26 protein-coding genes and 1 tRNA gene are annotated in these 25,359 nt (G+C 41.6%); 17 read left to right on the top strand and 10 right to left on the bottom strand.

Annotated features, from left to right (window positions below; translation table 11 throughout):
* Positions 1-17: 17 nt before the first annotated feature.
* On the top strand, positions 18-374 hold the full coding sequence (locus tag AB1A65_RS02185; protein WP_366585164.1) for a hypothetical protein: 357 nt from the start codon (positions 18-20) through the stop codon (positions 372-374).
* An 8-nt stretch (positions 375-382) separates the two neighbouring features.
* Here the strand turns inward: AB1A65_RS02185 and AB1A65_RS02180 are convergent, their stop codons facing one another.
* Positions 383-1,483 carry a DUF5009 domain-containing protein gene (locus AB1A65_RS02180; RefSeq protein WP_366585162.1) on the bottom strand — a complete coding sequence of 367 codons (1,101 nt, stop codon included), beginning with the start codon at positions 1,481-1,483 and terminating at the stop codon, positions 383-385.
* A 209-nt stretch (positions 1,484-1,692) separates the two neighbouring features.
* Between AB1A65_RS02180 and AB1A65_RS02175 the strand changes: the two genes are divergently transcribed.
* The 3 genes from AB1A65_RS02175 to AB1A65_RS02165 are packed head-to-tail and all read left to right on the top strand — an operon-like array spanning position 1,693 to position 6,306.
* Positions 1,693-4,491, top strand: coding sequence for a 2-oxoglutarate dehydrogenase E1 component (locus tag AB1A65_RS02175; RefSeq protein ID WP_366585160.1), 2,799 nt, complete (start codon positions 1,693-1,695; stop codon positions 4,489-4,491).
* Between the two features lie 21 nt (positions 4,492-4,512).
* Complete coding sequence (gene odhB, locus AB1A65_RS02170; RefSeq protein ID WP_366585158.1) at positions 4,513-5,733, top strand: 2-oxoglutarate dehydrogenase complex dihydrolipoyllysine-residue succinyltransferase; 1,221 nt, start codon at positions 4,513-4,515, stop codon at positions 5,731-5,733.
* 60 nt (positions 5,734-5,793) lie between these two features.
* Complete coding sequence (locus AB1A65_RS02165) at positions 5,794-6,306, top strand: GNAT family N-acetyltransferase (protein WP_366585156.1); 513 nt, start codon at positions 5,794-5,796, stop codon at positions 6,304-6,306.
* Positions 6,307-6,315: 9 nt separating this feature from the next.
* Here AB1A65_RS02165 and AB1A65_RS02160 read toward each other — a convergent pair whose 3' ends face one another.
* A complete protein-coding gene (locus AB1A65_RS02160) occupies positions 6,316-6,753 on the bottom strand; it encodes a retropepsin-like aspartic protease (protein WP_366585154.1) in 438 nt (145 codons plus the stop codon).
* A gap of 94 nt (positions 6,754-6,847) precedes the next feature.
* On the opposite strand from AB1A65_RS02160, the gene AB1A65_RS02155 reads away from it, so the two are divergent.
* The 9 genes from AB1A65_RS02155 to AB1A65_RS02115 all read left to right on the top strand — a co-directional run bounded on the left by AB1A65_RS02155 (position 6,848) and on the right by AB1A65_RS02115 (position 12,553).
* Positions 6,848-7,426: a hypothetical protein gene (locus AB1A65_RS02155; RefSeq protein WP_366585152.1), complete on the top strand. Its 579-nt coding sequence runs from the start codon at positions 6,848-6,850 to the stop codon at positions 7,424-7,426.
* A gap of 10 nt (positions 7,427-7,436) precedes the next feature.
* The gene (locus tag AB1A65_RS02150) at positions 7,437-8,204 is read left to right on the top strand and encodes a TatD family hydrolase (protein ID WP_366585150.1); all 768 of its coding nucleotides are present in this window, start codon (positions 7,437-7,439) and stop codon (positions 8,202-8,204) included.
* 3 nt (positions 8,205-8,207) lie between these two features.
* The gene (locus AB1A65_RS02145; protein ID WP_366585148.1) at positions 8,208-9,239 is read left to right on the top strand and encodes an asparaginase; all 1,032 of its coding nucleotides are present in this window, start codon (positions 8,208-8,210) and stop codon (positions 9,237-9,239) included.
* Between the two features lie 66 nt (positions 9,240-9,305).
* Positions 9,306-9,393 (top strand) — tRNA-Ser (locus tag AB1A65_RS02140).
* 78 nt (positions 9,394-9,471) lie between these two features.
* On the top strand, positions 9,472-10,197 hold the full coding sequence (locus tag AB1A65_RS02135; RefSeq protein ID WP_366585146.1) for a MotA/TolQ/ExbB proton channel family protein: 726 nt from the start codon (positions 9,472-9,474) through the stop codon (positions 10,195-10,197).
* 27 nt (positions 10,198-10,224) lie between these two features.
* Positions 10,225-10,662: a hypothetical protein gene (locus AB1A65_RS02130; protein ID WP_366585144.1), complete on the top strand. Its 438-nt coding sequence runs from the start codon at positions 10,225-10,227 to the stop codon at positions 10,660-10,662.
* A gap of 11 nt (positions 10,663-10,673) precedes the next feature.
* Positions 10,674-11,279, top strand: a complete 606-nt coding sequence (locus AB1A65_RS02125; protein ID WP_366585142.1) for a biopolymer transporter ExbD — start codon at positions 10,674-10,676, stop codon at positions 11,277-11,279.
* A 14-nt stretch (positions 11,280-11,293) separates the two neighbouring features.
* Positions 11,294-11,776, top strand: a complete 483-nt coding sequence (locus AB1A65_RS02120; RefSeq protein WP_366585140.1) for a biopolymer transporter ExbD — start codon at positions 11,294-11,296, stop codon at positions 11,774-11,776.
* 69 nt (positions 11,777-11,845) lie between these two features.
* Complete coding sequence (locus AB1A65_RS02115; RefSeq protein WP_366585138.1) at positions 11,846-12,553, top strand: porin family protein; 708 nt, start codon at positions 11,846-11,848, stop codon at positions 12,551-12,553.
* Here AB1A65_RS02115 and AB1A65_RS02110 read toward each other — a convergent pair.
* From AB1A65_RS02110 to pyrH, 6 genes are all read right to left on the bottom strand, one after another.
* A complete protein-coding gene (locus tag AB1A65_RS02110; protein ID WP_366585136.1) occupies positions 12,548-13,150 on the bottom strand; it encodes a hypothetical protein in 603 nt (200 codons plus the stop codon). The two genes, AB1A65_RS02115 and AB1A65_RS02110, sit on opposite strands and share 6 nt — an antisense overlap.
* Positions 13,150-14,607, bottom strand: a complete 1,458-nt coding sequence (rpoN, locus tag AB1A65_RS02105) for an RNA polymerase factor sigma-54 (RefSeq protein ID WP_366585134.1) — start codon at positions 14,605-14,607, stop codon at positions 13,150-13,152. The genes AB1A65_RS02110 and rpoN overlap by 1 nt, the downstream gene beginning before the upstream one ends.
* Positions 14,608-14,653: 46 nt before the next feature.
* Positions 14,654-16,087: an asparagine--tRNA ligase gene (gene asnS / locus AB1A65_RS02100; RefSeq protein WP_366585244.1), complete on the bottom strand. Its 1,434-nt coding sequence runs from the start codon at positions 16,085-16,087 to the stop codon at positions 14,654-14,656.
* A 90-nt stretch (positions 16,088-16,177) separates the two neighbouring features.
* Positions 16,178-18,574, bottom strand: coding sequence for an MMPL family transporter (locus AB1A65_RS02095; protein ID WP_366585132.1), 2,397 nt, complete (start codon positions 18,572-18,574; stop codon positions 16,178-16,180).
* A gap of 75 nt (positions 18,575-18,649) precedes the next feature.
* Positions 18,650-19,204 (bottom strand): ribosome recycling factor, encoded by a 555-nt coding sequence (gene frr / locus AB1A65_RS02090; RefSeq protein WP_366585130.1) that lies wholly within the window; start codon positions 19,202-19,204, stop codon positions 18,650-18,652.
* Positions 19,205-19,246: 42 nt separating this feature from the next.
* The gene (pyrH, locus tag AB1A65_RS02085; protein ID WP_366585128.1) at positions 19,247-19,954 is read right to left on the bottom strand and encodes a UMP kinase; all 708 of its coding nucleotides are present in this window, start codon (positions 19,952-19,954) and stop codon (positions 19,247-19,249) included.
* Between the two features lie 160 nt (positions 19,955-20,114).
* Here pyrH and AB1A65_RS02080 point away from each other — a divergent pair, with 160 nt between their 5' ends.
* The 4 genes from AB1A65_RS02080 to AB1A65_RS02065 all read left to right on the top strand — a co-directional run bounded on the left by AB1A65_RS02080 (position 20,115) and on the right by AB1A65_RS02065 (position 23,189).
* Positions 20,115-20,669 carry an RNA polymerase sigma factor gene (locus AB1A65_RS02080; protein WP_366585126.1) on the top strand — a complete coding sequence of 185 codons (555 nt, stop codon included), beginning with the start codon at positions 20,115-20,117 and terminating at the stop codon, positions 20,667-20,669.
* The gene (locus tag AB1A65_RS02075; protein WP_366585124.1) at positions 20,666-21,463 is read left to right on the top strand and encodes a HEAT repeat domain-containing protein; all 798 of its coding nucleotides are present in this window, start codon (positions 20,666-20,668) and stop codon (positions 21,461-21,463) included. The genes AB1A65_RS02080 and AB1A65_RS02075 overlap by 4 nt, the downstream gene beginning before the upstream one ends.
* Before the next feature lie 61 nt (positions 21,464-21,524).
* Positions 21,525-22,388 carry a hypothetical protein gene (locus AB1A65_RS02070; RefSeq protein WP_366585122.1) on the top strand — a complete coding sequence of 288 codons (864 nt, stop codon included), beginning with the start codon at positions 21,525-21,527 and terminating at the stop codon, positions 22,386-22,388.
* Positions 22,389-23,189, top strand: a complete 801-nt coding sequence (locus AB1A65_RS02065; RefSeq protein WP_366585120.1) for a DUF4097 family beta strand repeat-containing protein — start codon at positions 22,389-22,391, stop codon at positions 23,187-23,189.
* Between the two features lie 66 nt (positions 23,190-23,255).
* Here AB1A65_RS02065 and tsf read toward each other — a convergent pair whose 3' ends face one another.
* Together tsf and rpsB are read right to left on the bottom strand one after the other, a co-directional pair.
* A complete protein-coding gene (tsf, locus tag AB1A65_RS02060; RefSeq protein WP_366585118.1) occupies positions 23,256-24,080 on the bottom strand; it encodes a translation elongation factor Ts in 825 nt (274 codons plus the stop codon).
* A gap of 81 nt (positions 24,081-24,161) precedes the next feature.
* Positions 24,162-25,322 (bottom strand): 30S ribosomal protein S2, encoded by a 1,161-nt coding sequence (gene rpsB, locus AB1A65_RS02055; RefSeq protein WP_366585116.1) that lies wholly within the window; start codon positions 25,320-25,322, stop codon positions 24,162-24,164.
* Positions 25,323-25,359 lie beyond the last annotated feature (37 nt).

Here is a 25,359-nt window from a genome sequence, read left to right as displayed (position 1 = left end):
TTTCTCGTAAATAGTATATGTTATCCAACTTTACCAATAGTCTTCAATTGCTTGAGGTGGTCCAAAAGGAGCAGCTTTACAAAGAATTGGTGCTTCAAATTAAAAAGGATTTTGAACTGGCCAATGTGCCTATCAAACTTACAGCCGATATTTCTCCTGAAGAACTGAAAACAATTTTACATGAAAAGGTATATGTTCTAATTGTGGAAAGATTTGAGCAATACCTTAACTTGTTGTATGTGGTGGACATTCCTGAAAGTGAAGTTCGTAAGATTGTTCCATCCGATGCCGTCGACATTTCTGCAGAAGTTTCCCTTTTACTGTTGAAACGGGAATGGCAAAAGGTGTGGTTCAAGAACAAGTACAGTTCATAAGGCTTGACTTACACCTTCACATAAATGCCTTTTTTGTCCATAAAATAGCCCACGACCCAACAAGTAAACATAATCCAAAGAGCAAATAAAAGTGAACCCATGTAACCGCCAGCGGTGGCCACAAATACATTTTGGGCAATCCATCCATACAATGAGCCTCCCTCAACGGGTATGGAAAATAAGCTGATGATAAACAGTTCGGAAAGTAGATAGATGAACAGGGGGTTTTTGCCAAAAACTTCAAAAAAGTAGGTCCACCGTTTTACTTTCTGCATATCTAAAATATACACAAGTACGGCTATAGCGAATAGGTCAATACCGCTAGTGAGCAATACAAAGGAGCTTGTCCAAAGTTTTTTGTTTATGGGCAGTAGTAAGTCCCACGCCAAGCCAGCCAAAACAAGGGCAAAGCCCATCATCATCAACTTGGCCACTGTCTCAAAATTTTGCCCATTTTTTTGGATGAATTTACCGGTAACATATCCTGCAACCACATTTACAATGGCCGGTAGGGTGCTGAGCAACCCCTCTGGATCAAAGGCAATACCTTCACCTTGGTACATGTGACTGGGCCCAATTAGCCATAAATCCAATTTTAGGACTGCATTGCCGGTAAGGGTAAGGTCACCAAAGGCAATCAATATTATATGATAAAGTACCAGAGCAGCAATACTGAAAATAATGGCCGTTTTGGTCTTTACATAATATAAAAGGATGGAGGCAAACAAGTAGCAAAGTGCAATACGCTGCAATACGCCAAAAATGCGTGTTTCAGCCAAAGGTTTCAATTGGCCATTTTCAAAAAATGGAAACCAGTACATTAAAAAGCCCAGCAAGAAAATGATTGCAAATCGCTTCAACACCTTCTTAAAAAATGCGGAACTGCCCATGGTTTCGTACTTTTTCATGCTGAAGCTCATCGAGTTTCCCACTACGAACAAAAAGGTTGGGAAAACTAGATCGGTCAACGTGAAGCCATGCCATTCTGCATGGAGCAACGGCGAGAAAGTAGTTTCCCAATTTCCTGGGGAGTTAACAATAATCATTAAGGCAATATCTAAGCCCCTGAAGACATCCAAGGAGAGGTAGCGGTTTTTTAAGGTGGACATGGTTGGTTGTTTTGGCTAAGCATCCAAGGTATGCTTTTTTTGGAAAATTGGCATAGAATTCCATTATTGTTGTTTTAACACAGATTAAACCCCTTAGTTGTGAAATCGTCTTTTTTTAAGACAATAATTTGGTTAAAACGCTCTTATATAAACGGCAAAACCCGTATTTTTGACAAAATTTTCCATAAAGTTTTGGAAATACACGAATAATGGACAAATATTCATTTTTAAATGCTGCGCATACCTCTTTTTTTGCGGAGCTGTATGATAAATACCTAACGAACCCGGATAGTGTTGAGCCCAGTTGGAGGGCTTTTTTTCAGGGATTTGATTTCGGTCTGGAGGGTTCATTGGAAGACTTGGGCATAGAATCCGGGCAAACCGGAATGGCAGTGCTTTCCAATGGGAAGAAAGTGGAAATGCCTGAGACCCTTCAAAAAGAGTTTCAGGTCATCCGTTTGATTGACGGGTACCGGTCCCGGGGCCACTTGTTCACCAAAACAAACCCTGTACGGGACCGCAGAAAGTATGAGCCCACTTTGGACATTGCCAATTTTGGATTGTCCCAAGAAGATTTGGATACTGTTTTTGATGCCGGTAAAATTCTCGGTATTGGTTCCACTTCCCTAAAGGAAATCATAGCGCATTTGGAGCGCATCTATTGTGATTCCATCGGTGTGGAGTACATGTACATCCGCACCCCGGAACGCATCCAGTGGATTCAGGATTGGCTCAATGTAAACGACAATCACCCAAACTATACACCAGAAGAAAAAAAGAACATTCTTAGAAAGTTGAATGAGGCTGTTTCCTTTGAAGGGTTTTTGCATACCAAATATGTAGGGCAAAAACGTTTTTCCCTTGAAGGAGGCGAATCGTTGATTCCTGCTTTGGACGTGATTATTGAAAAAGCTGCTGACAAGGGTGTAAAGCAATTCGTTGTGGGTATGGCCCACAGGGGGCGGTTGAATGTGCTTACTAACATTTTTGGAAAGTCGCCAAAGGACATCTTTAGCGAGTTTGATGGAAAGGATTACGAAGAAACCATTTTTGATGGGGATGTAAAATATCACTTGGGATGGACCTCAAAACGTGAGACCGACTCGGGGAAAATGGTCAATATGAACATTGCCCCAAATCCATCGCACTTGGAAACCGTAAACGCTATTGTTGAGGGGATTTCCAGGGCCAAGCAAGACCGCGACCATAGCGAGGAAATATCGGAGGTGTTGCCGATTTTGATTCATGGTGATGCCGCTTTTGCAGCACAGGGAGTGGTTTACGAAACAATTCAAATGGCGCGTTTGGATGGATACACCACAGGAGGTACCATCCATATTGTAGTGAACAACCAAATTGGATTTACCACCAATTATTTGGATGCAAGGTCATCAACCTATTGTACCGATGTGGGCAAAGTGACCCTTTCTCCCGTACTTCACGTAAATGCCGATGATGCCGAGGCCGTGGTTCATGCTACAACTTTTGCATTGGAATATAGGATGCGCTACAAACGGGACATTTTCTTGGATTTGTTAGGCTATAGAAAATACGGTCACAATGAGGGCGACGAACCTAAGTTTACCCAACCCTTATTGTACAAATCCATCTCAAAGCACAAAAACCCGAGGGATATTTATGCCGAAAAATTGATTGCCGAAGGAGTGATTGATGAAAACTACGTAAAAGAACTCGAAGAAAAATACAAGAACGATCTTGAGGAGAATCTTTTGGATTCCCGTAAAATAGAGAAGACCAGAATAACCCCTTTCATGCAAGATGAGTGGGAAGGATTTGAGCAGGTCACCGAAGAGGCGATGTTGAAATCCATGGACACTACCTATGACCTTAAAAAGTTGGATGAGGTTGCCAAGAGCATCACCAAACTCCCCGAGGATAAAAAATTCCTCAGAAAATTGGTGCGATTGGTGGAAGCCCGCAACGAAATGTACTTTAAAGACAACAAATTGGATTGGGCCATGGGTGAATTATTAGCCTATGGATCCTTGATTGAGGAAGGTTATGATGTGCGCATGACAGGTCAAGATGTGGAACGTGGAACGTTCTCGCACCGCCACGCTGTCATCAAAACCGAAATGCATGAAGAGGAAGTGGTGTTGTTGAACGAAATGGGTGATAACCAAAATGGGAAGTTCCATATCTACAACTCCCTGCTATCCGAATATGCGGTCATGGGATTTGATTATGGCTATGCAATGGCAAGTCCAAACACCCTCACCATTTGGGAAGCGCAGTTCGGGGATTTTAGCAACGGGGCCCAAATCATCATAGATCAGTATCTTTCCGCCGCTGAGGATAAATGGAAACTGCAGAACGGATTGGTTCTGTTGTTGCCCCACGGGTATGAAGGTCAAGGTGCGGAGCACTCTTCCGCCAGAATGGAGCGGTATCTTCAGCTTTGTGCCAAGGACAATATGTACGTTGCCGATGTAACCACTCCGGCCAACCTGTTCCATTTGTTCCGCAGACAGATGAAGGCCAAGTTTCGTAAACCTTTAGTCGTATTTACGCCAAAGAGTTTGTTGCGCCACCCTAAAGTAGTGTCCACCAAAGAAGAAATGGCCAACGGAAGTTTCCAAATGGTAATTGATGATGAGGCGGCCAAAGCGGATAAGGTAAAAACCTTGGTCTTCTGTACCGGTAAGTTCTATTACGACCTTCTCGACAAAAGGGAAGAACTTAATAGAGATGATGTAGCTTTGGTTCGTTTGGAGCAATTGTTCCCATTGCCTGCTAAAGAAATGCGAAGCATCATCAAGAAGTATAAGAATGCGGATGATGTGGTCTGGGCGCAAGAGGAACCTAGAAATATGGGTGCATGGGCCCACATGCTGATGCACTTTGATGAAGCCAAACAGTTTCGAGTGGCATCCCGAAGATTTTACGGAGCACCTGCCGCAGGTAGTGCCGTACGCTCAAAAAGGCGTCACGCCCAAGTATTGGAGTACGTTTTCGACAAGAGCAAGGACAATATGAAAATTCGATAAAACAAGATAAACTATAACAGAATGGTTTTAGAAATGAAAGTTCCCTCACCTGGGGAATCCATTACAGAGGTTGAAATAGCCGAGTGGTTGGTTGAAGATGGCGATTATGTGGAAAAGGATCAAGCCATCGCTGAGGTGGACTCGGACAAGGCTACATTGGAACTCCCGGCGGAGGAAAGCGGAATAATCACCCTTAAAGCTGAAGTTGGGGATGCCGTGGCCGTTGGTGAAGTGGTATGCCTTATTGATACCAGTGCTGAAAAGCCCGAGGGCGATGCCCCAAAAGCTGAAAAGAAAGAAGAGCCCAAAAAAGAAGAACCTAAGAAAGAAACACCAAAAAAGGAGGAACCCAAAAAGGAAACCTATGCTTCGGGGACGCCTTCTCCAGCGGCCAAGAAGATTTTGGATGAAAAAGGAATTGAGCCTTCATCTGTTTCCGGCTCTGGAAGAGACGGAAGAATCACGAAGGAAGATGCCGTAAAAGCGGTTCCATCCATGGGTACCCCAACTGGTGGGAATCGAGGTGAGTCACGCTCCAAACTGTCCATGTTGCGTAGAAAAGTGGCAGAACGTTTGGTAGCTGCAAAGAACGAAACCGCCATGTTGACCACCTTTAATGAAGTGGACATGTCGGCTATTTTTGAATTGCGTAATCAATTCAAAGAAGAGTTCAAAGAAAAACATGGTGTTGGTTTGGGCTTCATGTCCTTCTTTACCAAAGCGGTAATCCGCGCCTTGCAAATGTATCCTGCTGTTAACTCTATGATTGATGGCAAAGAAATGATTTCGTACGATTTCTGTGATATCAGTATTGCTGTTTCTGGACCTAAAGGTTTGATGGTTCCCGTTATCCGAAATGCAGAAAACTTGACCTTCCGTGGTATTGAGGCTGAGGTAAAACGATTGGCACTCCGTGCCAGGGATGGACAGATTACTGTGGATGAAATGACCGGAGGTACTTTTACCATTTCCAATGGAGGGGTATTTGGTTCCATGCTGTCCACGCCAATCATCAACCCGCCGCAAAGTGGCATCTTGGGCATGCACAACATTGTGGAACGCCCAATTGTTAGGGATGGTGCCATTGCCATTGCTCCTGTTATGTATGTGGCCTTGTCTTACGACCACCGAATCATTGATGGAAAAGAATCTGTTGGGTTCTTGGTGGCTGTAAAGGAAGCTTTGGAAAGTCCAGAAGAATTGTTGATGGACGGCAACGTGAAAAAGGCGTTGGAGTTATAACATTCAATAGCTCTTGGGTGGAACTAGAAGTAAACCCATTCAAACTAAGACAAGGAATCGATGCGGATTGCCAATAGCAACGAAAATGATATTCCTGAAATTTTTAGACTATATCGTCTGGCTACCAATTTTCAGAAAGTAAAATTTCCCGAAAATCAGTGGCCAGAGTTTAGTGAAGAATTGGTTTTATCTGAAATCAAGGATAATAGGCAGTTCAAATTATTGATTGATGAAAACATAGCTTGTGTTTGGGCTATTACGCACAGCGACCCACAAATTTGGGAAGAAGACGAAAATGATTCATCCATATATATCCATAGAATTGCCACCAATCCTAATTTTAGAGGAAACAATTTTGTTCAAAGAATTGTAGATTGGTCTATTGGCTTTGCCAAGGATAGGGGTAAAACATTTGTTCGGATGGACACATGTGGAAAAAATGACCGTCTAATAGAACATTATACCAAATGCGGGTTCGAGTTTTTGGGAATTAGGAGGCTCAAGAATACTTCAGGTTTACCCTCCCATTATGAAAATGCAGATGTTTGTTTTTTTGAAATGCGATTGGATTAAAACACCACCTTATTTTAAATAAAGGGATTTTTTGCTGTAATCAATCACTGCTTTTCCTTTTTTAAGGATATCTGCCCCAATAATCCCATCAACTGGAAGAGCATTGTGGGAAGTGAGTGCTTCGTTTACATGGGAGAGGTCAAAAAGCACAATTTTTTGTCTACTCCTTTTCCAATCCCCAATTTGGATTTTGTTTTTGGTAGATACCAAGGTTTCCATTTCGGTTGCCCCGGCACCAGCGGCTTTAATGTCGGAGGTTTCCGAAAGCATTTGGAACACATCGATTTTGTCCATTCCAATGCAGGTATTGGAAGCACCGGTATCCAGAATAAATCTGCCTGTAACCCCATTGATTTTGGCCACGACTTCAAAGTGGTTGGTCTCGGTTAACACCATGGAAATCTTGGTGTAGTCTTTTGATTTGAGAAACTTTTTAAGTGATGTCATATATAAACTGTCCTCTTGAGGGGACTTTAGGGGTGCTTAAAAGTTTTGCCACCTCTAAGATAAACCTATTTTTGTGGAGCATTAAGGTTTCATAATGCAAAATGATATTGTTTTAGGATATTATTTGCAAGGGCAGGATAATGATTCATTTTTGAATGAATCATTGGAGCAAAAAGGAATTTGCTTGTGTTTGGACTACATAAAGCATAGAGAAAAATATATTTCTAAAAGTTTTGAAATCAAATATGTAAAATATGATTTTTCATATACCTATGATGGAGCACTTATTATTTCGAGAAGGTTTAAAGATTTTTGCATTGAGATGGGTCTAGAAGGACTAAAATTTTATCATATCGAAAGCCAACCTGATTTTTTCCTTTTAAAGGTTGGGTATATTGTTGAGTTTGATTGTGAAAGGAGAAAAACAAGATTCTTGGAGTTTGACGCATCTTGTGAAGAATATAATGAAGTAGTTGGAGCAACACCTGTTTGTTTAAAGGAAAACAAATCGCTTGAAAATGGGATTTATAGAACTGATATAGAATTTGGACGTGGCTTTGCAAAAGCACCTCTGATATTGGTCGGAGTTGAGATTTATCAGTTGATGAAACAAGAAAAATTTAGTGGGCTATTTGGAGAGAAAATTTTGGACAAATATAATTGGGAGAAATGAAGACTGAAATATGATTATAACCGACACCCACACTCATTTATATAGTGAAGCTTTTGAGCAGGACCAGAAAGCAATGATGCAACGCGCCTTCGATGCTGGCGTGGAACGTTTCTTCATTCCTGCTATTGATTCCTCCTACATGCAGTCCATGTTAGAGTTGGAATCCAACTATCCCAATAATGTCTTTTTAATGATGGGCTTGCACCCCACCCATGTCAAGGAAAACTATAAGGAAGAGTTGGCGCTTGTAGAAGAATGGCTCTCCAAAAGAAAATTCTTTGCTGTGGGTGAGATTGGCATCGACCTATATTGGGATAAAACCTTTTTGAAGCAGCAGCAAGAAGCGTTTGTATATCAGATTCGGTTGGCAAAAAAGCATAAATTGCCCATTGTGATTCATTGCAGGGATGCGTTCGATGAAATTTTTGAGACCTTGGAGCAGGAAAAAGGGGAGGACCTTTTTGGGATTTTCCATTGCTTTACGGGAACCTTGGAACAGGCCCATAAAGCCCTATCCTACAATATGAAACTGGGCATTGGTGGTGTGGTCACCTTTAAAAATGGTAAAATAGACCAGTTCATAAACCAGATCGACCTAAAACACATTGTTCTAGAAACCGACTCCCCTTATTTGGCCCCAACGCCCTATCGCGGAAAACGCAATGAAAGTGCCTATATTGGCAGGGTGGTGGAAAAGCTTTCTGCATTATATCATATTTCGGAGGAAGCTATTGCACAAATCACTACTGATAACTCAAAGGAAGTATTCGGAATCTAAACCATGAAACAAAAAACCAACATACTGCTCATCTATACCGGAGGGACCATTGGAATGGTAAAAGATTATAAGACCGGTGCACTTAAAGCTTTCAATTTTGACGAGTTGGTTAAGAACATCCCAGAATTGAACCAATTGGATTGTGTTCTAAGGGGAGTATCTTTTAAGGAACCGATTGATTCCTCTAAAATGAATCCGAAATACTGGGCGTTGATTGCTTCCCTCATTGAAGAAAACTACGAGGCGTTTGATGGGTTTGTGGTGCTTCACGGCAGCGACACCATGAGTTATTCTGCATCGGCACTAAGTTTCATGCTGGAAAATCTGGACAAACCGGTCATTTTTACAGGATCGCAATTACCCATTGGAGATTTGCGCACGGATGCCAAAGAGAATCTGATTACTTCCATTGAAATTGCATCGCTAAAAGAAAAAGGTAAACCTGTAGTACAGGAAGTGGGACTGTATTTTGAGTATAAGCTCTATCGTGGGAATCGGACCACCAAAATCAATGCAGAACATTTTGAGGCTTTTGCCTCACTCAACCATCTGCCTTTGGTGGAATCGGGAGTGCACCTAAAAGTACATCATGCCAATTTGTTGAGCCGGCCACAGCGAAACAAAAAGCTTCAAGTGCATAAAAAAATGGATGACCGTGTGGCCATCTTAAAGTTGTTCCCGGGATTGAACCAAAATGTACTCAAATCTGTTTTGAACATTCCTGAATTGAAAGCCTTGGTTTTGGAAACGTACGGCGCAGGGAATGCCCCAATGGACGAATGGTTTTTACAAGAATTAAAAAATGCCGTAAAAAGCGGTCTGCACATAATTAACGTAACCCAATGCTCCGGAGGGAGTGTTTCCATGGGGCATTATGAGACCAGTGAAAAGCTCAGGGAAATGCAACTTATTAATGGAAAGGACATTACAACCGAAGCTGCAATTGCCAAGGTAATGTACCTTTTGGGAACAGGTGTCTCGGATAAGTTGTTCAAGACAATTTTTGAAACACCACTCCGTGGTGAGATGGTGTAAAATTAACGCCTCAAATTTCTATAACTGATTATTTTTTTGTTTATTGGTCGGCCCAAGAAAGGAATTAGAGAGGTGGCCGAGTGGTCGAAGGCGCACGCCTGGAAAGTGTGTATACACCAAAAGTGTATCGAGGGTTCGAATCCCTTCCTCTCTGCTAGGTATTTTAGTTTTACAATTACAAAAATTTTATATCTTTAACATTATTAACTAACTAAATTTAAGTTTAAGAAAAATGAAAAAAGTAACCTTTACTCTGGCTGCTGCCGGAATGTTTGTTTTGGGAACTACAACTGCATCTGCAGCAATGTTGCAAGAAGAAGCGGCCAGTCCAAGTTTCACCCAAGTATTGAAAGAGCAATTTATCCAAGGAGGTCCTGCCTTTATGGGAATTGTACTTCTTTGTTTGATCTTGGGGTTGGCAGTTGCTATTGAAAGAATAATTTATTTGAATTTGGCGACCACCAATACCGCTAAATTGAAGCAACAGGTTGAAGACGCCTTGGCTTCCGGTGGTGTAGAAGCGGCCAAAGAAGTATGTAGAAACACAAAAGGCCCCGTTGCCTCCATCTATTACCAAGGTTTGGATAGAGCAGGTGAAGGATTGGAGTCTGCTGAGAAAGCTGTTGTTGCCTACGGAGGTGTTCAAATGGGACAATTGGAGAAAAACGTTTCTTGGTTGTCTTTGTTCATCGCCATTGCGCCCATGCTTGGGTTCATGGGTACGGTAATCGGTATGATCGCGGCCTTCCAGAAAATTGCTGCGGTAGGTAACTTGAGTGCCTCTTTGATTGCTGGTGATATTCAGGTGGCGTTATTGACTACGGTATTTGGTTTGATCACAGCGATTATCCTACAGATTTTCTATAACTATATCATTGCTAAAATCGATAGTATCGTAAACGACATGGAAGATTCTTCCATTGCCTTGATTGATATGTTGGCAGCCCACAAGAAGTAATTTACGAATCAAAAACTATCGAGAATCATGAATAAGATTATAAAAATAATACTCATTGTCATCGGGTTGGTAGCAGCCGTTCTTTGGTTCTCCTTGCCATCAGCTGATGACCCAGATGCCATCAACAGTGGTGCCATGAACTTTATGTTCATTATCATGTACCTTTTGTTGGCAATCGCGGTTGTGACTGCACTGTTTTTTGGACTTTCAAAACTGTTCACCACACCCGGTAGTATAAAGAAGGCCCTTTTTGCCCTTGGCGGATTGGCTATTGTTGTAGCCATTTCATACGGCCTTTCTTCAAATAACATGGCTGTGGTTGAAACAATGTCCCAAAGGGGTATTGAAACTACGGAAGGAACTGTAAAAAACATTGGAATGGGATTGAATGTATTTTTTATCCTTACTGCCGTTGCGGTAGTTCTAATGATTTTTCCAGGCTTGAAAAGAATGTTTGTTAAGTAAAAAGTTGAATTATGCCTAGAAGAAAAGGAGCCCCGGAGGTTAATGCCGGTTCCATGGCAGACATCGCGTTCTTGCTGCTTATCTTTTTCTTGGTTACCACAACCATTGAAACAGATGCAGGATTGGACCGTATGTTACCGCCCATTGAGCCGCCAGAAGAAGACGTTATCATAAAGCAGAAGAACATTTTTACGGTGAACATCAACAAAAATGGACAGTTGCTTGTAGAGGATAACCTGATGAAATTGGAAAATTTGAGAGAAGCTGCAGTTGCGTTTCTTGAAAATAATGCCGATGGGTCATGTACCTATTGCAAAGGAAAGAAAGATCAGGCTTCCTCGGACAACCCTAGTAAGGCCATTATCTCTTTGAAGAATGATAGGGAGACAAAGTATAGCACCTATATTACAGTTCAGAATGAATTGGTGGGGGCCTATAACGATCTTCGTAATCGCGAAGCCCAAAGATTGTATGGTCAGGATTTTACCAAAATGGAAGCGGAGTACCTTAATCCTGAAACACCTTCATCCGTTCGAGATGATTTGAAGGATAAAGTGAAGCGTGTTCAAGATATGTTTCCACAAAAGCTTTCAGAAGCAGAAACATCAACTAATTAAAACTATAATTCAGTATGGCCAAGTTTAATAAAAAGAAGGAAGGTGATTTACCTGCGGTATCAACGGCTTCATTGCCCGATATTGTTTTTATGTTGTTGTTCTTCTTTATGACAGTGACCACTATGAAGGATAGTTCGTTGTTGGTTGAAAACACACTTCCCAATGCAAGTGAGATAAAGAAATTGGAGAAGAAAGATCGTGTAATCTATATCTATGTTGGTAAGCCGACCCAAGAATACCAAAAGGTTTTTGGAACGGAACCAAGGATTCAGTTGAACGATAAGTTCGCCAAAGTGGACGAAGTAGGGTCCTATATTTTGGCTGAGCGTGCAAAAAAGCCTCAAGAGCTTCAAAACGTATTGACTACTGCACTTAAGGTTGATAAGAATGCCAATATGGGTCTTATCACTGACATTAAACAGGAATTGAGAAAGGTAAATGCCCTAAAGGTTAATTATACGACCTATGAAGGTAATGCTTTTAACAATCTACAGTAGGCAATAGCTTAGATTTAGTGGGAAACGCTCCAAATACTAATTTGGAGCGTTTTTTGTTTAAAATTTGAAATGGTTCATAAAGTGTCGCGATATTTCATAGTGTTTCTAGTGATGTTGGCTTCGTTACATCTCAAAGCCCAATCAGATTCGTTGGAATTGGATAACAAGAAGTTTTCCAGATATCTCGAAGATCAGTTTTATATTGGCTTTGGATATAACTTGCTGCTGAATAAGCCTACTGATGCGGTCCAGAGAAACTTATCGTACAATCTACAATTGGGCTTTATCAAGGATATTCCCTTGAATGTAAGACGGAACTTTGGCATTGGCATTGGTTTGGGGTATGCGGTAAATTCATACTACAGTAATGTGGTGGCCGTCCAAGGTGGTGATGAGCTTACGTACGAAGTGTTGAATACTTCCGAGTTCAATAGAAATAAACTGGGAACCCATTCCCTTGAGCTGCCTTTTGAATTCAGGTGGCGTACCTCCACTGCTGAAGAATATAGGTTTTGGCGAATCTACGCAGGAGCCAAATTGGGTTATGTCTTTTCGGGCAGATCGCGCACGGTAATGGAAGATGGTACCATGGCATTCTCCAATCCTGATATCAATGAGTTTCAATACGGCCTTATCCTAAGTTTTGGCTATAATACTTGGAACGTGCATGCCTATTATGGTCTTAATCCTTTGTTGGAAAATGGCACCGATCTCCAATCTGGAGAATCGCTCGATTTAAATGTGTTGCGTATTGGCGTTATTTTCTATATCCTATAGCCAATACTTCAAAATAATCAGTTGTGAGCAACAGCCAATCAGGAAACCAATAAACAGCTCCGCTCTATTATGTGCCTTTAAGTAGAGTCTAGAAGTTGTTACCAGCCCCGTAAACAGTACAAAGAGACTTATGGCCAGCGTAATATTCACTTCAAAATGTATGCTGAGCCCAACCATGAACATTAAAATGCTTCCCATACCCAAAAGGTGCATGCTGGTCTTAAATTTTAAGAATAAAAGAATAAGTGCGGTTGCGGTGGCTGTTAAAAGCCCTGTAAAAAAATAAAAAAGCTCATGTACGTAATTATTGGGAATGACCTTATACAGAATCATCAAAAATAAAATACAGCTGATATAGAGGGGGTATTTTCGTTCTTCAATGGTGGGCAAAAATATAGAGTGAATGACGCCTAGATTCTTCAAAATCAAAAAAAAGATAATCGGAATGATGACCGTTAGTATGAAAATGGGGAGAATGTTGCCGCTTTGTATCTCCAGTGTACTGTATGGCGCCACTATAAAATAGAGAATGGTGCCTCCAATGGGTATAAACAAAGGGTGGAAGAGGTAAGATACAATGTTGAATAGATGGCGCATTAGATTTCCTTTCTTAGCCTTGCCACGGGAATTCCCAATTGTTCCCGATACTTGGCTACAGTTCTCCGAGCTATTGGATAGCCACGTTCCTTCAGAATTTTGGCCAACTTATCATCCGTTAGAGGTTTTCGCTTCTGCTCATCCTTGATAACGGTTTCCAGTATTTTCTTGATTTCTTTTGTGGATACATCTTCACCTTGCTCATTTTTCATGGCTTCGGAGAAGTAGTCTTTTATAAGTTTAGTGCCATAAGGTGTGTCTACATACTTGCTGTTCGCCACGCGTGAAACTGTGGAGACATCCATATCAATTTCATCCGCTATGTCTTTTAAGATCATAGGGCGCAATTTTCGCTCATCTCCGGTCATGAAGTACTCCTTCTGATAGTTCATGATGGCACTCATGGTTACAAAGAGTGTCTGCTGACGTTGCTTAATGGCATCAATGAACCATTTGGCCGCGTCCAATTTTTGCTTGATGAAAAGGACGGTATCCTTTTGCGATTTGGACTTCTCCTTGGCATTCTTGTAGCCCTGAAGCATGTTGCTGTATTCCTTGGAAACATGCAGCTCTGGAGCGTTTCTTCCGTTAAGGGTGAGTTCCAGTTCCCCATCCACAATTTTAATGGAAAAATCGGGAACGATATGCTCAATCATGCGGGTGTTACCGGAATACGAGCCACCCGGTTTGGGATTTAACCGTTCTATTTCTGTAATGGCTTCTTTAAGCTCGTCTTCGCTAATGTGGTGCTTTTGAATAAGCTTTGAATAATGTTTCTTGGTGAATTGGTCAAAAGACTTCTCCAAAATGGTTATGGCCAGTTCCACGGCAGGTTTTTGCTCCTTTCGCTTTAATTGAATGATGAGGCATTCATCCAGCGACCTTGCACCAACACCTGGTGGGTCCAACTCTTGCACTACCTTCAATACGGACTCAATCTTTTCCTTCTCCACATAGATGTTCTGTGTAAAAGCCAAATCGTCCATGATGTCCGCAATCGGCCGTCGGATGTACCCACTCTCATCGACGCTGCCCACCAAAAATTCGGCAATGGCCCACTCTTCATCATCCAAATACACCGTGTTTAGCTGATTGATCAAGTACTGGTTAAAAGAAATCCCTGCCGCATACGGAATACTTTTTTCGTCATCATCTGGACTGTAATTGCTGGTCTGGGTTCGGTAATCCGGGACTTCGTCATCACTTAAGTAATCATCAATATTGATGTCTTCCGCAGAAATGGTCTCGTTATCCGCTGAATCATCATAGCTGTCCTCGTAAGGATCATCCATAGCCTCGCTCTCCGCCTTTCCACTTTCCAATGCAGGATTTTCTTCCAACTCTTGTTTCAAGCGTTGCTCAAAAGCCTGTGTGGGTAATTGAATGAGCTTCATGAGCTGAATCTGCTGTGGAGACAGTTTTTGGGAGAGCTTAAACTGTAGATGTTGTTTCAGCATACAGATTGATTTACAATCGTCCTTCTTATAAATTTAAGAAATCCAATTAAAACTCCGCATTCTGCGGCGTTCTAGGGTAGGGGATTACGTCCCTAATGTTGCCCATGCCCGTGGCAAATTGCACCATACGTTCAAAACCAAGTCCAAATCCACTGTGCACAGCCGTTCCAAAACGTCTTAGGTCTAAATACCACCAGAGTTCTTTCTCGTCAATGTCCAACGCCTTTATTTTTTGTTGAAGTACATCCAGACGTTCCTCACGTTGGGATCCCCCGACAATTTCTCCAATACCAGGGAAAAGAACATCCATGGCCCGTACTGTTTTTCCGTCCTCGTTCAAGCGCATGTAAAACGCCTTGATGTTGGCTGGGTAATCAAAAAGGATCACGGGGCATTTAAAGTGTTTTTCCACCAAAAAGCGTTCGTGTTCGCTCTGTAGGTCAGCACCCCATTCATCAATAGGGTATTGGAATTTTTTCTTTTTGTTGGGCTTGCTGTTTCGTAAAATATCGATGGCCTCCGTATAGGTAACCCGTTTAAAATTGTTTTCGACCACAAACTTCAACTTCTCCGTCAAGTTCATCTCGGAACGCTCATTTTGAGGTTTGGTTTTTTCCTCATCCAATAAACGTTTTTCTAAAAAGTCAAGATCATCTTTACAGTTGTCCAAAACATATTGAATGATCCATTTAATGAAGTCTTCCGCCAAGTCCATATTGGCATCCAAATCATAAAAGGCCATTTCAGGTTCAATCATCCAAAATTCGGCCAAGTGTCTCGATGTGTTGGAGTTCTCCGCCCTAAAGGTTGGACCAAAGGTGTATACTTTGCCCAAGCCCATGGCGTAGGTTTCGGCTTCCAATTGTCCGGAAACGGTTAGGTTAGTCTCTTTTCCAAAAAAATCCTCGGAATAATCCACATTGCCTTGCTCGTCAATAGGAGGGTTCTTGGCATCCAAAGTGGTCACCTGAAACATCTCACCAGCACCTTCGGCATCAGACCCAGTGATGATGGGGGCATGGAAATAATAGAATCCATTTTGCTGAAAATAGCTGTGAATAGCAAAAGACAATGCTGAACGAACACGCATTACGGCTGAAAATGTATTTGTCCGTACCCGCAAATGTGCCTTTTCACGCAAGAATTCCAAAGAGTGCTTTTTTGGTTGAATGGGGTAGGTTTCCGGATCGGCGGTACCATGAACAAAAATATCAGTTGCCTGAATCTCCACACTTTGTCCCTTACCTTGACTTTCTTCCAGCGTACCGGATATTTTTAAGGCTGCCCCCGTAGTGATTTGTTTAAGGATGGTCTCATCCAAATTTTCAAAATCCACCACACATTGAATATTGTGCAGGGTTGAGCCGTCGTTCAAGGCTATAAATCGGTTACTCCTAAATGTTTTTACCCATCCATTTACTTCAACAGGTTCTCCTACGGGCTGCTTTTCCAGCAATTCTTTTATGGAATAAGATGTCATTGTCAAGCTATCGTAATTTAATGGGTAAAGATAGGTTTTTGATCAAAAATGAGGGCAATGGAATTGCCATATTTATGGCATTCCCTAGGATTATTTGTCCTTGAGGTTATCCTCTTCCTGTGGCAAAATATCGATTTGGGGTTCTTTGAGGACCTGTTTGTTCGCAATACTCCGTTCCAAGGATAAGAGCAGTGACGGTAGTAAAATCAAATTGGAAAGCATGGCAAACAGAAGGGTTGCAGATACTAGTCCACCTAGTGCCTTTGTGCCTCCAAAACTGGAGATAATGAATACTGAAAAGCCAAAGAAAAGCACAATGGAGGTATAGAACATACTTACCCCGGTTTCGCGCAGAGCAGCGTATACTGAGCGCTTAATATGCCACTTGTGTGCGGCCAGTTCCTGCCTATATTTGGCCAGAAAGTGAATGGTGTCGTCCACTGAAATGCCAAAAGCGATACTGAACACCAAAATGGTGGAGGGTTTAATTGGAACGCCCAAATAACCCATTACACCTGCCGTGATGACCAACGGGAGCAAATTGGGCACCAATGAGATAATCACCATTCGGAAGGAGCGAAACAAGTAGGCCATAAAAATGGAAATCAAACCGATGGCCAAAGCAAGGGATAACAAAAGATTTTTGACCAAATATTTGGTCCCCTTTAAAAATAAAAGTGCCTTTCCGGTCATAAAAACCTTAAAACGCTCCGAAGGAAAAAACTTGTTGATGGCCTGTTGTACATCTTCTTCTATTTCCTCCATGCGGTCAATCTTTACGTCGCGCATGTAGGTGGTTAAACGAGCAGTTTGACCTGTACTGTCCACGAAACTTTTTAACAGGTCTCCATCGCTGGACGATTTTCGAGCCACATCCATGATAAACGTATTCTCTTGGGATGTGGGCAACTGATAATACTTTGGGATGCCATTGTAAAACGCCTGTTTTGAATATTTGATCAAATCTACAACGGACAATGGCCGGGAAAGCTCCGGAATTTCATCGATGACCGATCCCAATCGGTCCATCCGTTTAAGAGTAGCAGGTTTAATGATCCCATTTTTGCGTTCTGTATCCACAACAATTTCCATGGGCATAATACCATCAAACTCTTGTTCAAAAAAACGAATGTCCTTAAAAAAGTGAGTGTTTTTGGGAAGGTCTTCAATCCTGCTCCCTGTAATTTTTATTTGATAAATGCCGATGATGCTCAAAACCAGAACACCAACAGTGACTAGATAGACGGCAATTCTATGGTTTCGGACAATACTTTCCATGCGGTTCACAAAAAAGTCAATCCACTTTTTATTCAGGTGCTTCAGGTGTTTGGTCTTGGGAAGTGGCATGAAGCTGTATATGATGGGGATAATCAATAGGGAAAGGATAAAAATGCCCACAATGTTGATGGAGGCCACAATGCCAAATTCTTTAAGCAGGTCGCTATCCAAAATAATGAAGGTGGCGAACCCGGAAGCTGTGGTAATATTGGTCATTAAGGTGGCGTTGCCAATTTTAGAAATGACCCGTTGCAGGGACAGTGCTTGGTTTCCGTGTTTTTTGACCTCTTGCTGATATTTATTGATAAGGAATATGCAGTTGGGTATTCCAATTACGATAATCAAAGGAGGAATCAATGCGGTTAGAATGGTGACCTCGTATTTTAATAGTCCCAAAAATCCAAAGGCCCACATCACACCAATAATAACAACGCACATGGAAATGAAGGTGGCTCTAAAGCTTCTGAAAAAGAAGAAGAATATCAGAGAAGTAACCAAAAGGGCCGCCAAAATGAAAACTCCAATTTCGTCCACAATGGATTTGGTGTTCCAAGTTCTTATGTATGGCATTCCGGAGACGTGCACATCCAGCTGGGTCTCTTCCTCAAAAGCTTTCACCAAATCACCAAGATCATTCAAAATAAACTGGTTCCGAACCTCAGTATTCATAATGTCCTTATCCAAATAAGCAACAGTTTGTATGGTGCCGCTTTTTGGGTTGTAGACTAAATTGTCGTAAAAAGGAAGCTCATTGAAAAGGTGGTTGATAAGGGTGTCCACCTCTTTTTGGGTCTTAGGCGGACTTTTGATGAAGGGCTCCATAACAAAAGCCTGTGCTTCATTATCTTTTACCAATACCCGAAGATTGTCCGTGGAAACCACAAAATCAATTTCTGGAAAAGCATCCAATTGCTTGCTGAGTTTGTTCCAGCGGTTGAAGTTTGTAGGGGTGAACAGCGCGGAATCCCGAACGGCTATTACAATGGCATTGCCTTCTTCCCCAAAAACTTTGGTAAAGGCATTGTATTCTATGGTAGCAGGATGGTCGTCAGGAAGAATATTGGCCTCGGTATTGGAAAACTGCATGTTTTTCCATTGTAGGGCCAAAAAAACGGTGAACCCGACAATGGCAACGAGAATGAGAATTCTATTGCGAAGAATAATACGTGAGACCTTAGGCCAAAATCCTTTAGTGAGCTTTGCTACCATTTGGGTTTTGTTGGGCGCAAAGGTAGAAAATGATAAGCTGTGTTCCTAGGAAACAGTAGAATCAATATAGGGGTTTTATACCTTCATGATTTCAGCTTCCTTGTTGGCCAAAATAGCATCTATTTTTTTGCTGTAGGAATCGGTGAGTTCTTGGACATCGACTTCGGCATTGCTCAACAAATCTTCGGATATATCCAAGGCTTTAAGTTCTTTGTTGGCATCTTGTCTGGCACTTCTCACACTTACTTTGGCATCTTCTGCTTCTGCTTTGGCCTGTTTAACCAATTGTATACGTCGTTCCTCCGTTAATGGTGGGACGTTGATGATGACCATTTCACCATTGTTCATGGGGTTAAAGCCCAAATTGGCGTTCATAATGGCCGTTTCAATTTCGCCCAAAAGATTCTTTTCCCACGGTTGCACGGAAATGGTCCTTGCATCTGGGGTGTTGATGTTGGATACTTGGGAGAGTGGGGTTTGGGAGCCATAGTATTCCACCATTACCGTGGAGAGCATCATTGGACTTGCTTTACCTGCACGAATTTTAACCAAAGCTTTTTCCAAGTGGGAAATGCTCGCATCCATGCTTTCTTTGGTAGTGTCCAAAATAAATTTAACCTCTTCGTCCATAATTTTTAAAATTTATAATCCAAAATCAAAGTATATGCCAACTTAGATATTGACAACGGTTCCAATGTTTTCACCGGAAACTATTTTCATAAGATTGCCCCGCGTGTTCATATCAAAAACAACAATGGGCAACTCATTTTCCTGACTTAGTGTAAATGCTGTGGTATCCATGACCTTAAGCCCTTTAGAAAGTACTTCCTTGAAAGAAAGTGAATCAAACTTTGTTGCGCTTTTGTCCTTCTCTGGGTCAGAGGTATAAATGCCATCAACACGGGTGCCTTTTAGGATAACATCGGCATTGATTTCAATGGCCCGCAATACCGCAGCAGAATCTGTTGTAAAATAGGGGTTACCGGTACCACCTCCAAAAATAACGACTCTTCCTTTTTCCAAGTGGCGAACAGCTCTTCTTCGGATGAAAGGTTCGGCCACTTCATTGATTTTTATGGCGGATTGCAATCGCGTCTCAACCCCTTGGTGCTCCAAGGCACTTTGGAGCGCTAAACCATTGATCACGGTGGCCAACATGCCCATGTGATCTCCCTGAACCCGGTCCATTCCTTGGCTGGTTCCCGCAAGACCCCTAAAAATATTTCCACCGCCAATGACAATAGCAACCTCAATACCCTTATCCACTACGGATTTGATGTCCTCGGCATATTCCGCCAACCGTTTGGCATCAATACCGTACTGCTTTTCGCCCATGAGGGCTTCGCCACTAAGTTTTAACAGAATTCTTTTGTATTGCATTGAGGGTGTCTTGAAGTTCGGACAAAAATAATCAAAAATATTTATGGGAAACCATTGAAAAAGGAAGGGGACTTAGAAGGCTTAGCGCAAAAAATCCCTACATTCTGTAACCTTTTTAAAAAACTAAAGTATATCCTCCAGTAGACCAAAGACCACGGAATTGCAAAACCTGACCGACAACACTTTAATGATGCAAGTGAAAAATGGAGACTTGAACAAGTTGGGCTTGCTCTATGAGCGGCATAAGAAAAGGCTATTCGGATTTTTCTACAATTTGGGAAACAACCCGTCAGTAAGTGAGGACTTGGTACAAAACGTTTTTGTGCGCATCCTTAAATATCGGAAATCCTATACAGGGGAAGGGTCTTTTGCGGCTTGGATGTTCCAGATGGCCCGAAATGTGAATTACGATTACCATAAAAAAGCGAAGAAGCAAAGGGTGTCCCCAGGAATTTCTCCAGAAGACGCCAATATAGGTTCAGAAGATGGTCTTAATGAAGCTTTAGAACAACAGGGAAATGTTTTTTTAGTGAAAAAGGCCCTCAATCTTTTACCTGTTGATAAGAGGGAAATATTGTTGTTGAGTAAATATCGGGAATTGAAGTTCTATGAAATAGGAGAGATACTGGGTTGTACAGAGGGAGCAGCCAAGGTGAGGGTGCACAGGGCCTTAAAGGATTTAAAAACTATTTTTTTACAACTGGAAACAAGATGATGGACCAAGAAAAGTTTGAAATACAGGCGATGGATTTTATGAGCGGAACAATGTCGCCTAAGGAGACCAAGGACTTTGAAAAGTTTCTCGCCGAGAATCCAGAATATGACGAGAAATACAAAGCCTTGCTGGCGTCATGGGAATTGATTGAAAATCTTGACACTCCGGAAATTTCTCCGCAAATGGATGAAGCTTTCTTTTCCATGCTTTCCGATGAGATGGAAAGGAACAAGAAGAAAGAAACCAAAAAGCCATTTTGGGATGGGATTTTCACGGTGTTCAGGCCGCAACTGGCCTATGGGATTCTTCTGTTGGCCATTGGGTTGGGTGTTGGGTATTATTTGAGCTCACCCCAACAACCAAAACCTATTGAAACCACAGTTTCCAACAATGAAACTGAAGAAGTACGTCAAAAATTGGTGTTGACTTTACTTGAGCAGCCTTCTGCCAATCAGCGATTGCAAGGGGTAAGTGAGGCCAACAAATTTGAGAATGCTGATGAAATTGTGATCCAGGCCCTTTTACAAACTTTGAACAATGATTCCAATGTAAATGTGCGTTTGGCCGCCATTGAATCTTTGACGAGTTATGTGGACAATCCCATGGTGCGGCAAGGGTTGGTACAGTCCATTCCAAGCCAAGAGTCGCCCATTTTGCAGATAACCTTGGCTAATCTTATGGTAGCCCTGCAGGAAAAATCATCTATTGAGCCCTTCAAAAAATTGCTGAAGGAAAAGCAGTTGGACACCACCGTGAAGAAGCGTATTGAGAGTAGTATAGAATCAATCATATAGTTTATTTATCAATCTACCCTAAAGGGTAAAATCAAATTACGAACAGTTAAATTTTAGAAAGATGAAACAGTTAGTTGTCATGTTGTGTCTGTGCCTATGGGTATGGACGCCAAGTGTAAAAGCACAGCAAAAAGAGTTTAAGGAGACCATTACAAAGGAACTTCCATTTAGTAACAGTAGTAATAATACGGTGGTGGTGAAGAATGTATTTGGGTCGGTAAATGTTGAGGGATACCAAGGGAGCAAGGTCATTTTGGAAGTGGAGCGAAAAATCATGGCGCGCAATTCGGAAGATTTGGAGCTGGGAAAGAAGGAGTTGCAACTCAAAATCATTCAGGAGGATAATCGCATCATTTTTCATCCGGATGCACCCTATATCAATTTTGATACCGACAAGCTTCGGTATAATTGGTGTAATGATAATGGTGATATACCGTACGATCATAATTTAAATTTTACCATAAAGGTTCCCAATACGGTACAGGTCAATGTAAGCACAGTCAATAATGGAGTCATTGATGTAAAAAACATCCGGAGCAAGTCCATTATTGCGGAGAACATCAACGGTGGAATCAGTTTGAGCAATATTGCAGGGAAAACAAAGGTGAGTTGTATCAACGGTAAGGTGGACATTTCGTATGCGGAAAACCCTACGGAGGAATCCATGTATCATTCCCTAAACGGAGATATCACCATAGCCTTTCAGAAATCACTTTCAGCCAATATTTCTTTTAAGACTATGAACGGGGAAATGTACACCGATTTTGATGTGAGCAAACAGTTTGTAAAAACAAGCAAAAATACTGGTGATAACAACAAACCCAAGTATAAGTTTGAAGCCAATCCGGTTGTGCAAATTGGAAGTGGGCAAGTGGACTTTGATATAGAAACCTTGAATGGAGATGTATTCATTAAAAAAATATAAATGATGAGAGCAATAGTTATAGTAATGCTACTTCTTGTGACAAATGCAGTAGTAGGGCAACAAAAGGAAATAGATTTATTTACGGTGCCTTTGAGCAATCCTAGCAAAGCGGGCAAATTGGAACTAGATCAAATCAGTGGTTCCATTTCGGTGGAAGGTTATGAAGGTAAGGAAGTGATTGTAAAAGTTTCGGTGATGGATGGTGATAATTCCTCTTCAACCAAAAATGGAATGAAACGCATTGGTGGATCGGGATTGAACATAAGTGCAGAGGAGAGCAACAATGTGGTGGAGATAGACAATGAAGTATGGAACCGAAAAACTGATTTTGAAATAAAAGTGCCCTATAGCTTTTCGTTAAAGTTGAGTACTGTGAACAACGGGGACATTGACGTAAGTGGAGTAAAGGGTGATTTGGAAATCAGTAATGTTAATGGAAGCATTACGCTTGAAAATGTGGAAGGAGCAGTTTCAGCAGATACCACCAATGGAGTTGTTAAGGTTGATTTTAAAGCCATAGACAATTCGGCGAATATGGTATTCAGCAGCTTTAATGGGAATGTAGAGGTTACTTTTCCAAAATCGTTAAAGGCCAACGTAAAGGCAAAATCAGATATGGGTGATGTGTATACTGATTTTGATATGGCTCTAACAGAAAGCAAGCCGGAAGTGGATAAAAAGCAAGGCTCTGGAAGTTATAAAGTTACCTTGGAACAATGGGTGAGGGGAAAGATCAATGGTGGTGGCCCTGAATTGCTGTTCAAGACGTTCAATGGTGATATCTTAATAAAAGCGAAATAACAGAAAGTCCAAAAACAAAAAAAGCACCTTAAAAAGGTGCTTTTTTTATGTGTAATATTTAAATACTTATCCCAAAGCTACTCTAGAAAAACCGGTAACGGTCAAATCTCCGTTTACGGATTTCACGTATTGGGCTACACTCTGCTTACTATCTTTGATAAAATCTTGGTTCACCAAGGTGTTGTCTTTAAAGAAACGCTTCAATTTACCTTTGGCAATGTTGTCCAACATTTCCTCTGGCTTTCCTTCTTGACGCAATTGATCTTTGGCAATCTCAATTTCTTTGTCGATAACAGATTGGTCAACACCTTCTTCGTTAAGGGCAACCGGGTTCATGGCAGCAGCTTGCATGGCAACATCTTTTGCGGCTTCAGCGGCACCATCAACGTTTGCAGACAACCCAACTAAAGTTGCAATTTTGTTACCTGCGTGGATGTAAGATCCAACAAAGGGAGCACTCAATTTCTCAAAACTGCCAATTTCGATTTTCTCCCCGATAACACCAGTTTGTTCTGTCAACTTATCGGAAACAGTCATGCCGTTGAAAGAGGCCGCAAGGAAATCATCCTTACTATCAAAGCCCAAAGCTAGGTCTGCCAGTTCTGTGGCTAATTTCACAAAGCTTTCGTTTTTGGCAACAAAGTCGGTTTCACAGTTTAATGAGATGATCACACCTTGGGTGTTGTCATCATTTACCTTTGCGATAGCGGCACCTTCAGAAGAATCTCTGTCAGCTCTGTTCGCTGCAACTTTTTGACCTTTCTTTCTTAGAATTTCAATTGCTTTATCAAAATCACCATCAGCCTCAACCAAAGCTTTTTTACAATCCATCATTCCAGCTCCGGTGGTCTGTCTTAATTTATTTACCTCAGCGGCGGTAATCTTTGCCATTTTTTATGCTTTTAAAAATTATTGTAAAGTAAAACACTATTAAAGTGTTTTGGTTTAGGACAATGTTAAATCAAGGTTGAATTATTCAACTCCCCCTTTTACACTGTCTTGCCATTCTTTTAATTCATCCCATTTTCCATCTGCAGCCATTTTAGCTTGTTTTGGCCAAGAAGTAGGGTCCAAGTGGGCCAAGTTTGAGCTGGCCTCGGTCAAAATTTCCTTGATTTTCTCAGGGTCAGCTTTGGCCAATTCTGCGTAAGTAGCAATTCCGCTGTTTACAATGGCTTCAGCAGCTTTAGGTCCAATACCTTCAACTTTGGTCAAGTCGTCTGCTTTGGCTGCTTCCTTCTTTTTAGCGGGCTCAGCAGCTTTCTCTTCTTTCTTTTCTACAACCTTCTCCTCTTTTTTGGCAGCAGGCTTTTCCTCTTTCTTAGCTGTAGGCTTAGCTTTCTTTGGTGCTTTTTTCTCAACTACATCGTCATCATCGTCATCAGAAACAACAGTTTTTGCAACTACTTCTTCCTCTTCCTCCTTATCGTCTTGTTTATCATTTTTGCGCTCAGCCAAACCTTCGGCAACTGCTTTAGTCACTTCTTCCAAAATCGCTTCAATGGATTTTCCGGCATCGTCATTGGCGGGAATCACAAAATCGATAGGTCTTGGGTCAGAATTGGTATCGACCATGGCAAAAATTGGTATGTTCAATTTTTGAGCCTCTTTCACAGCAATGTGCTCACGCATGGTGTCCACAATAAAGATGGCACCGGGCAAACGGGTCATGTCGGCGATAGAACCCAAGTTTTTGTCCAATTTTGCACGTAGACGGTCTACTTGCAATCTTTCCTTTTTGGAAAGGGTGTTGAACGTACCATCTTTTTTCATACGGTCAATGGCGGCCATTTTCTTAACAGCTTTACGGATAGTGACAAAGTTGGTCAACATACCACCAGGCCATCTTTCGGTGATGTACGGCATGTTTACTTTGGATACTTTGTCTGCAACAATGTCCTTGGCTTGTTTTTTTGTGGCTACAAAAAGGATTTTACGTCCAGAGGCAGCAATTTTTTTAAGGGCCTCGTTGGCTTCCTCCAATTTTGCTACTGTTTTGTAAAGGTTGATAACGTGGATACCATTGCGCTCCATGTAGATGTAGGGCGCCATGTTGGGGTTCCACTTTCGTGTTAGGTGTCCAAAATGCACACCTGCTTCCAGTAAGTCTTTTACTTCAATTTTACTTGCCATTTCTTGTACTTAGTTTACGTTCCGTTGTAGTAGCAAT

Source organism: Allomuricauda sp. ANG21, from assembly GCF_040705235.1.
GTDB classification, from domain to species: domain Bacteria; phylum Bacteroidota; class Bacteroidia; order Flavobacteriales; family Flavobacteriaceae; genus Flagellimonas; species Flagellimonas marina.
Note: the sequence above shows the minus strand (reverse complement) of the source record. Positions and strands in the feature narration are given on the sequence as shown.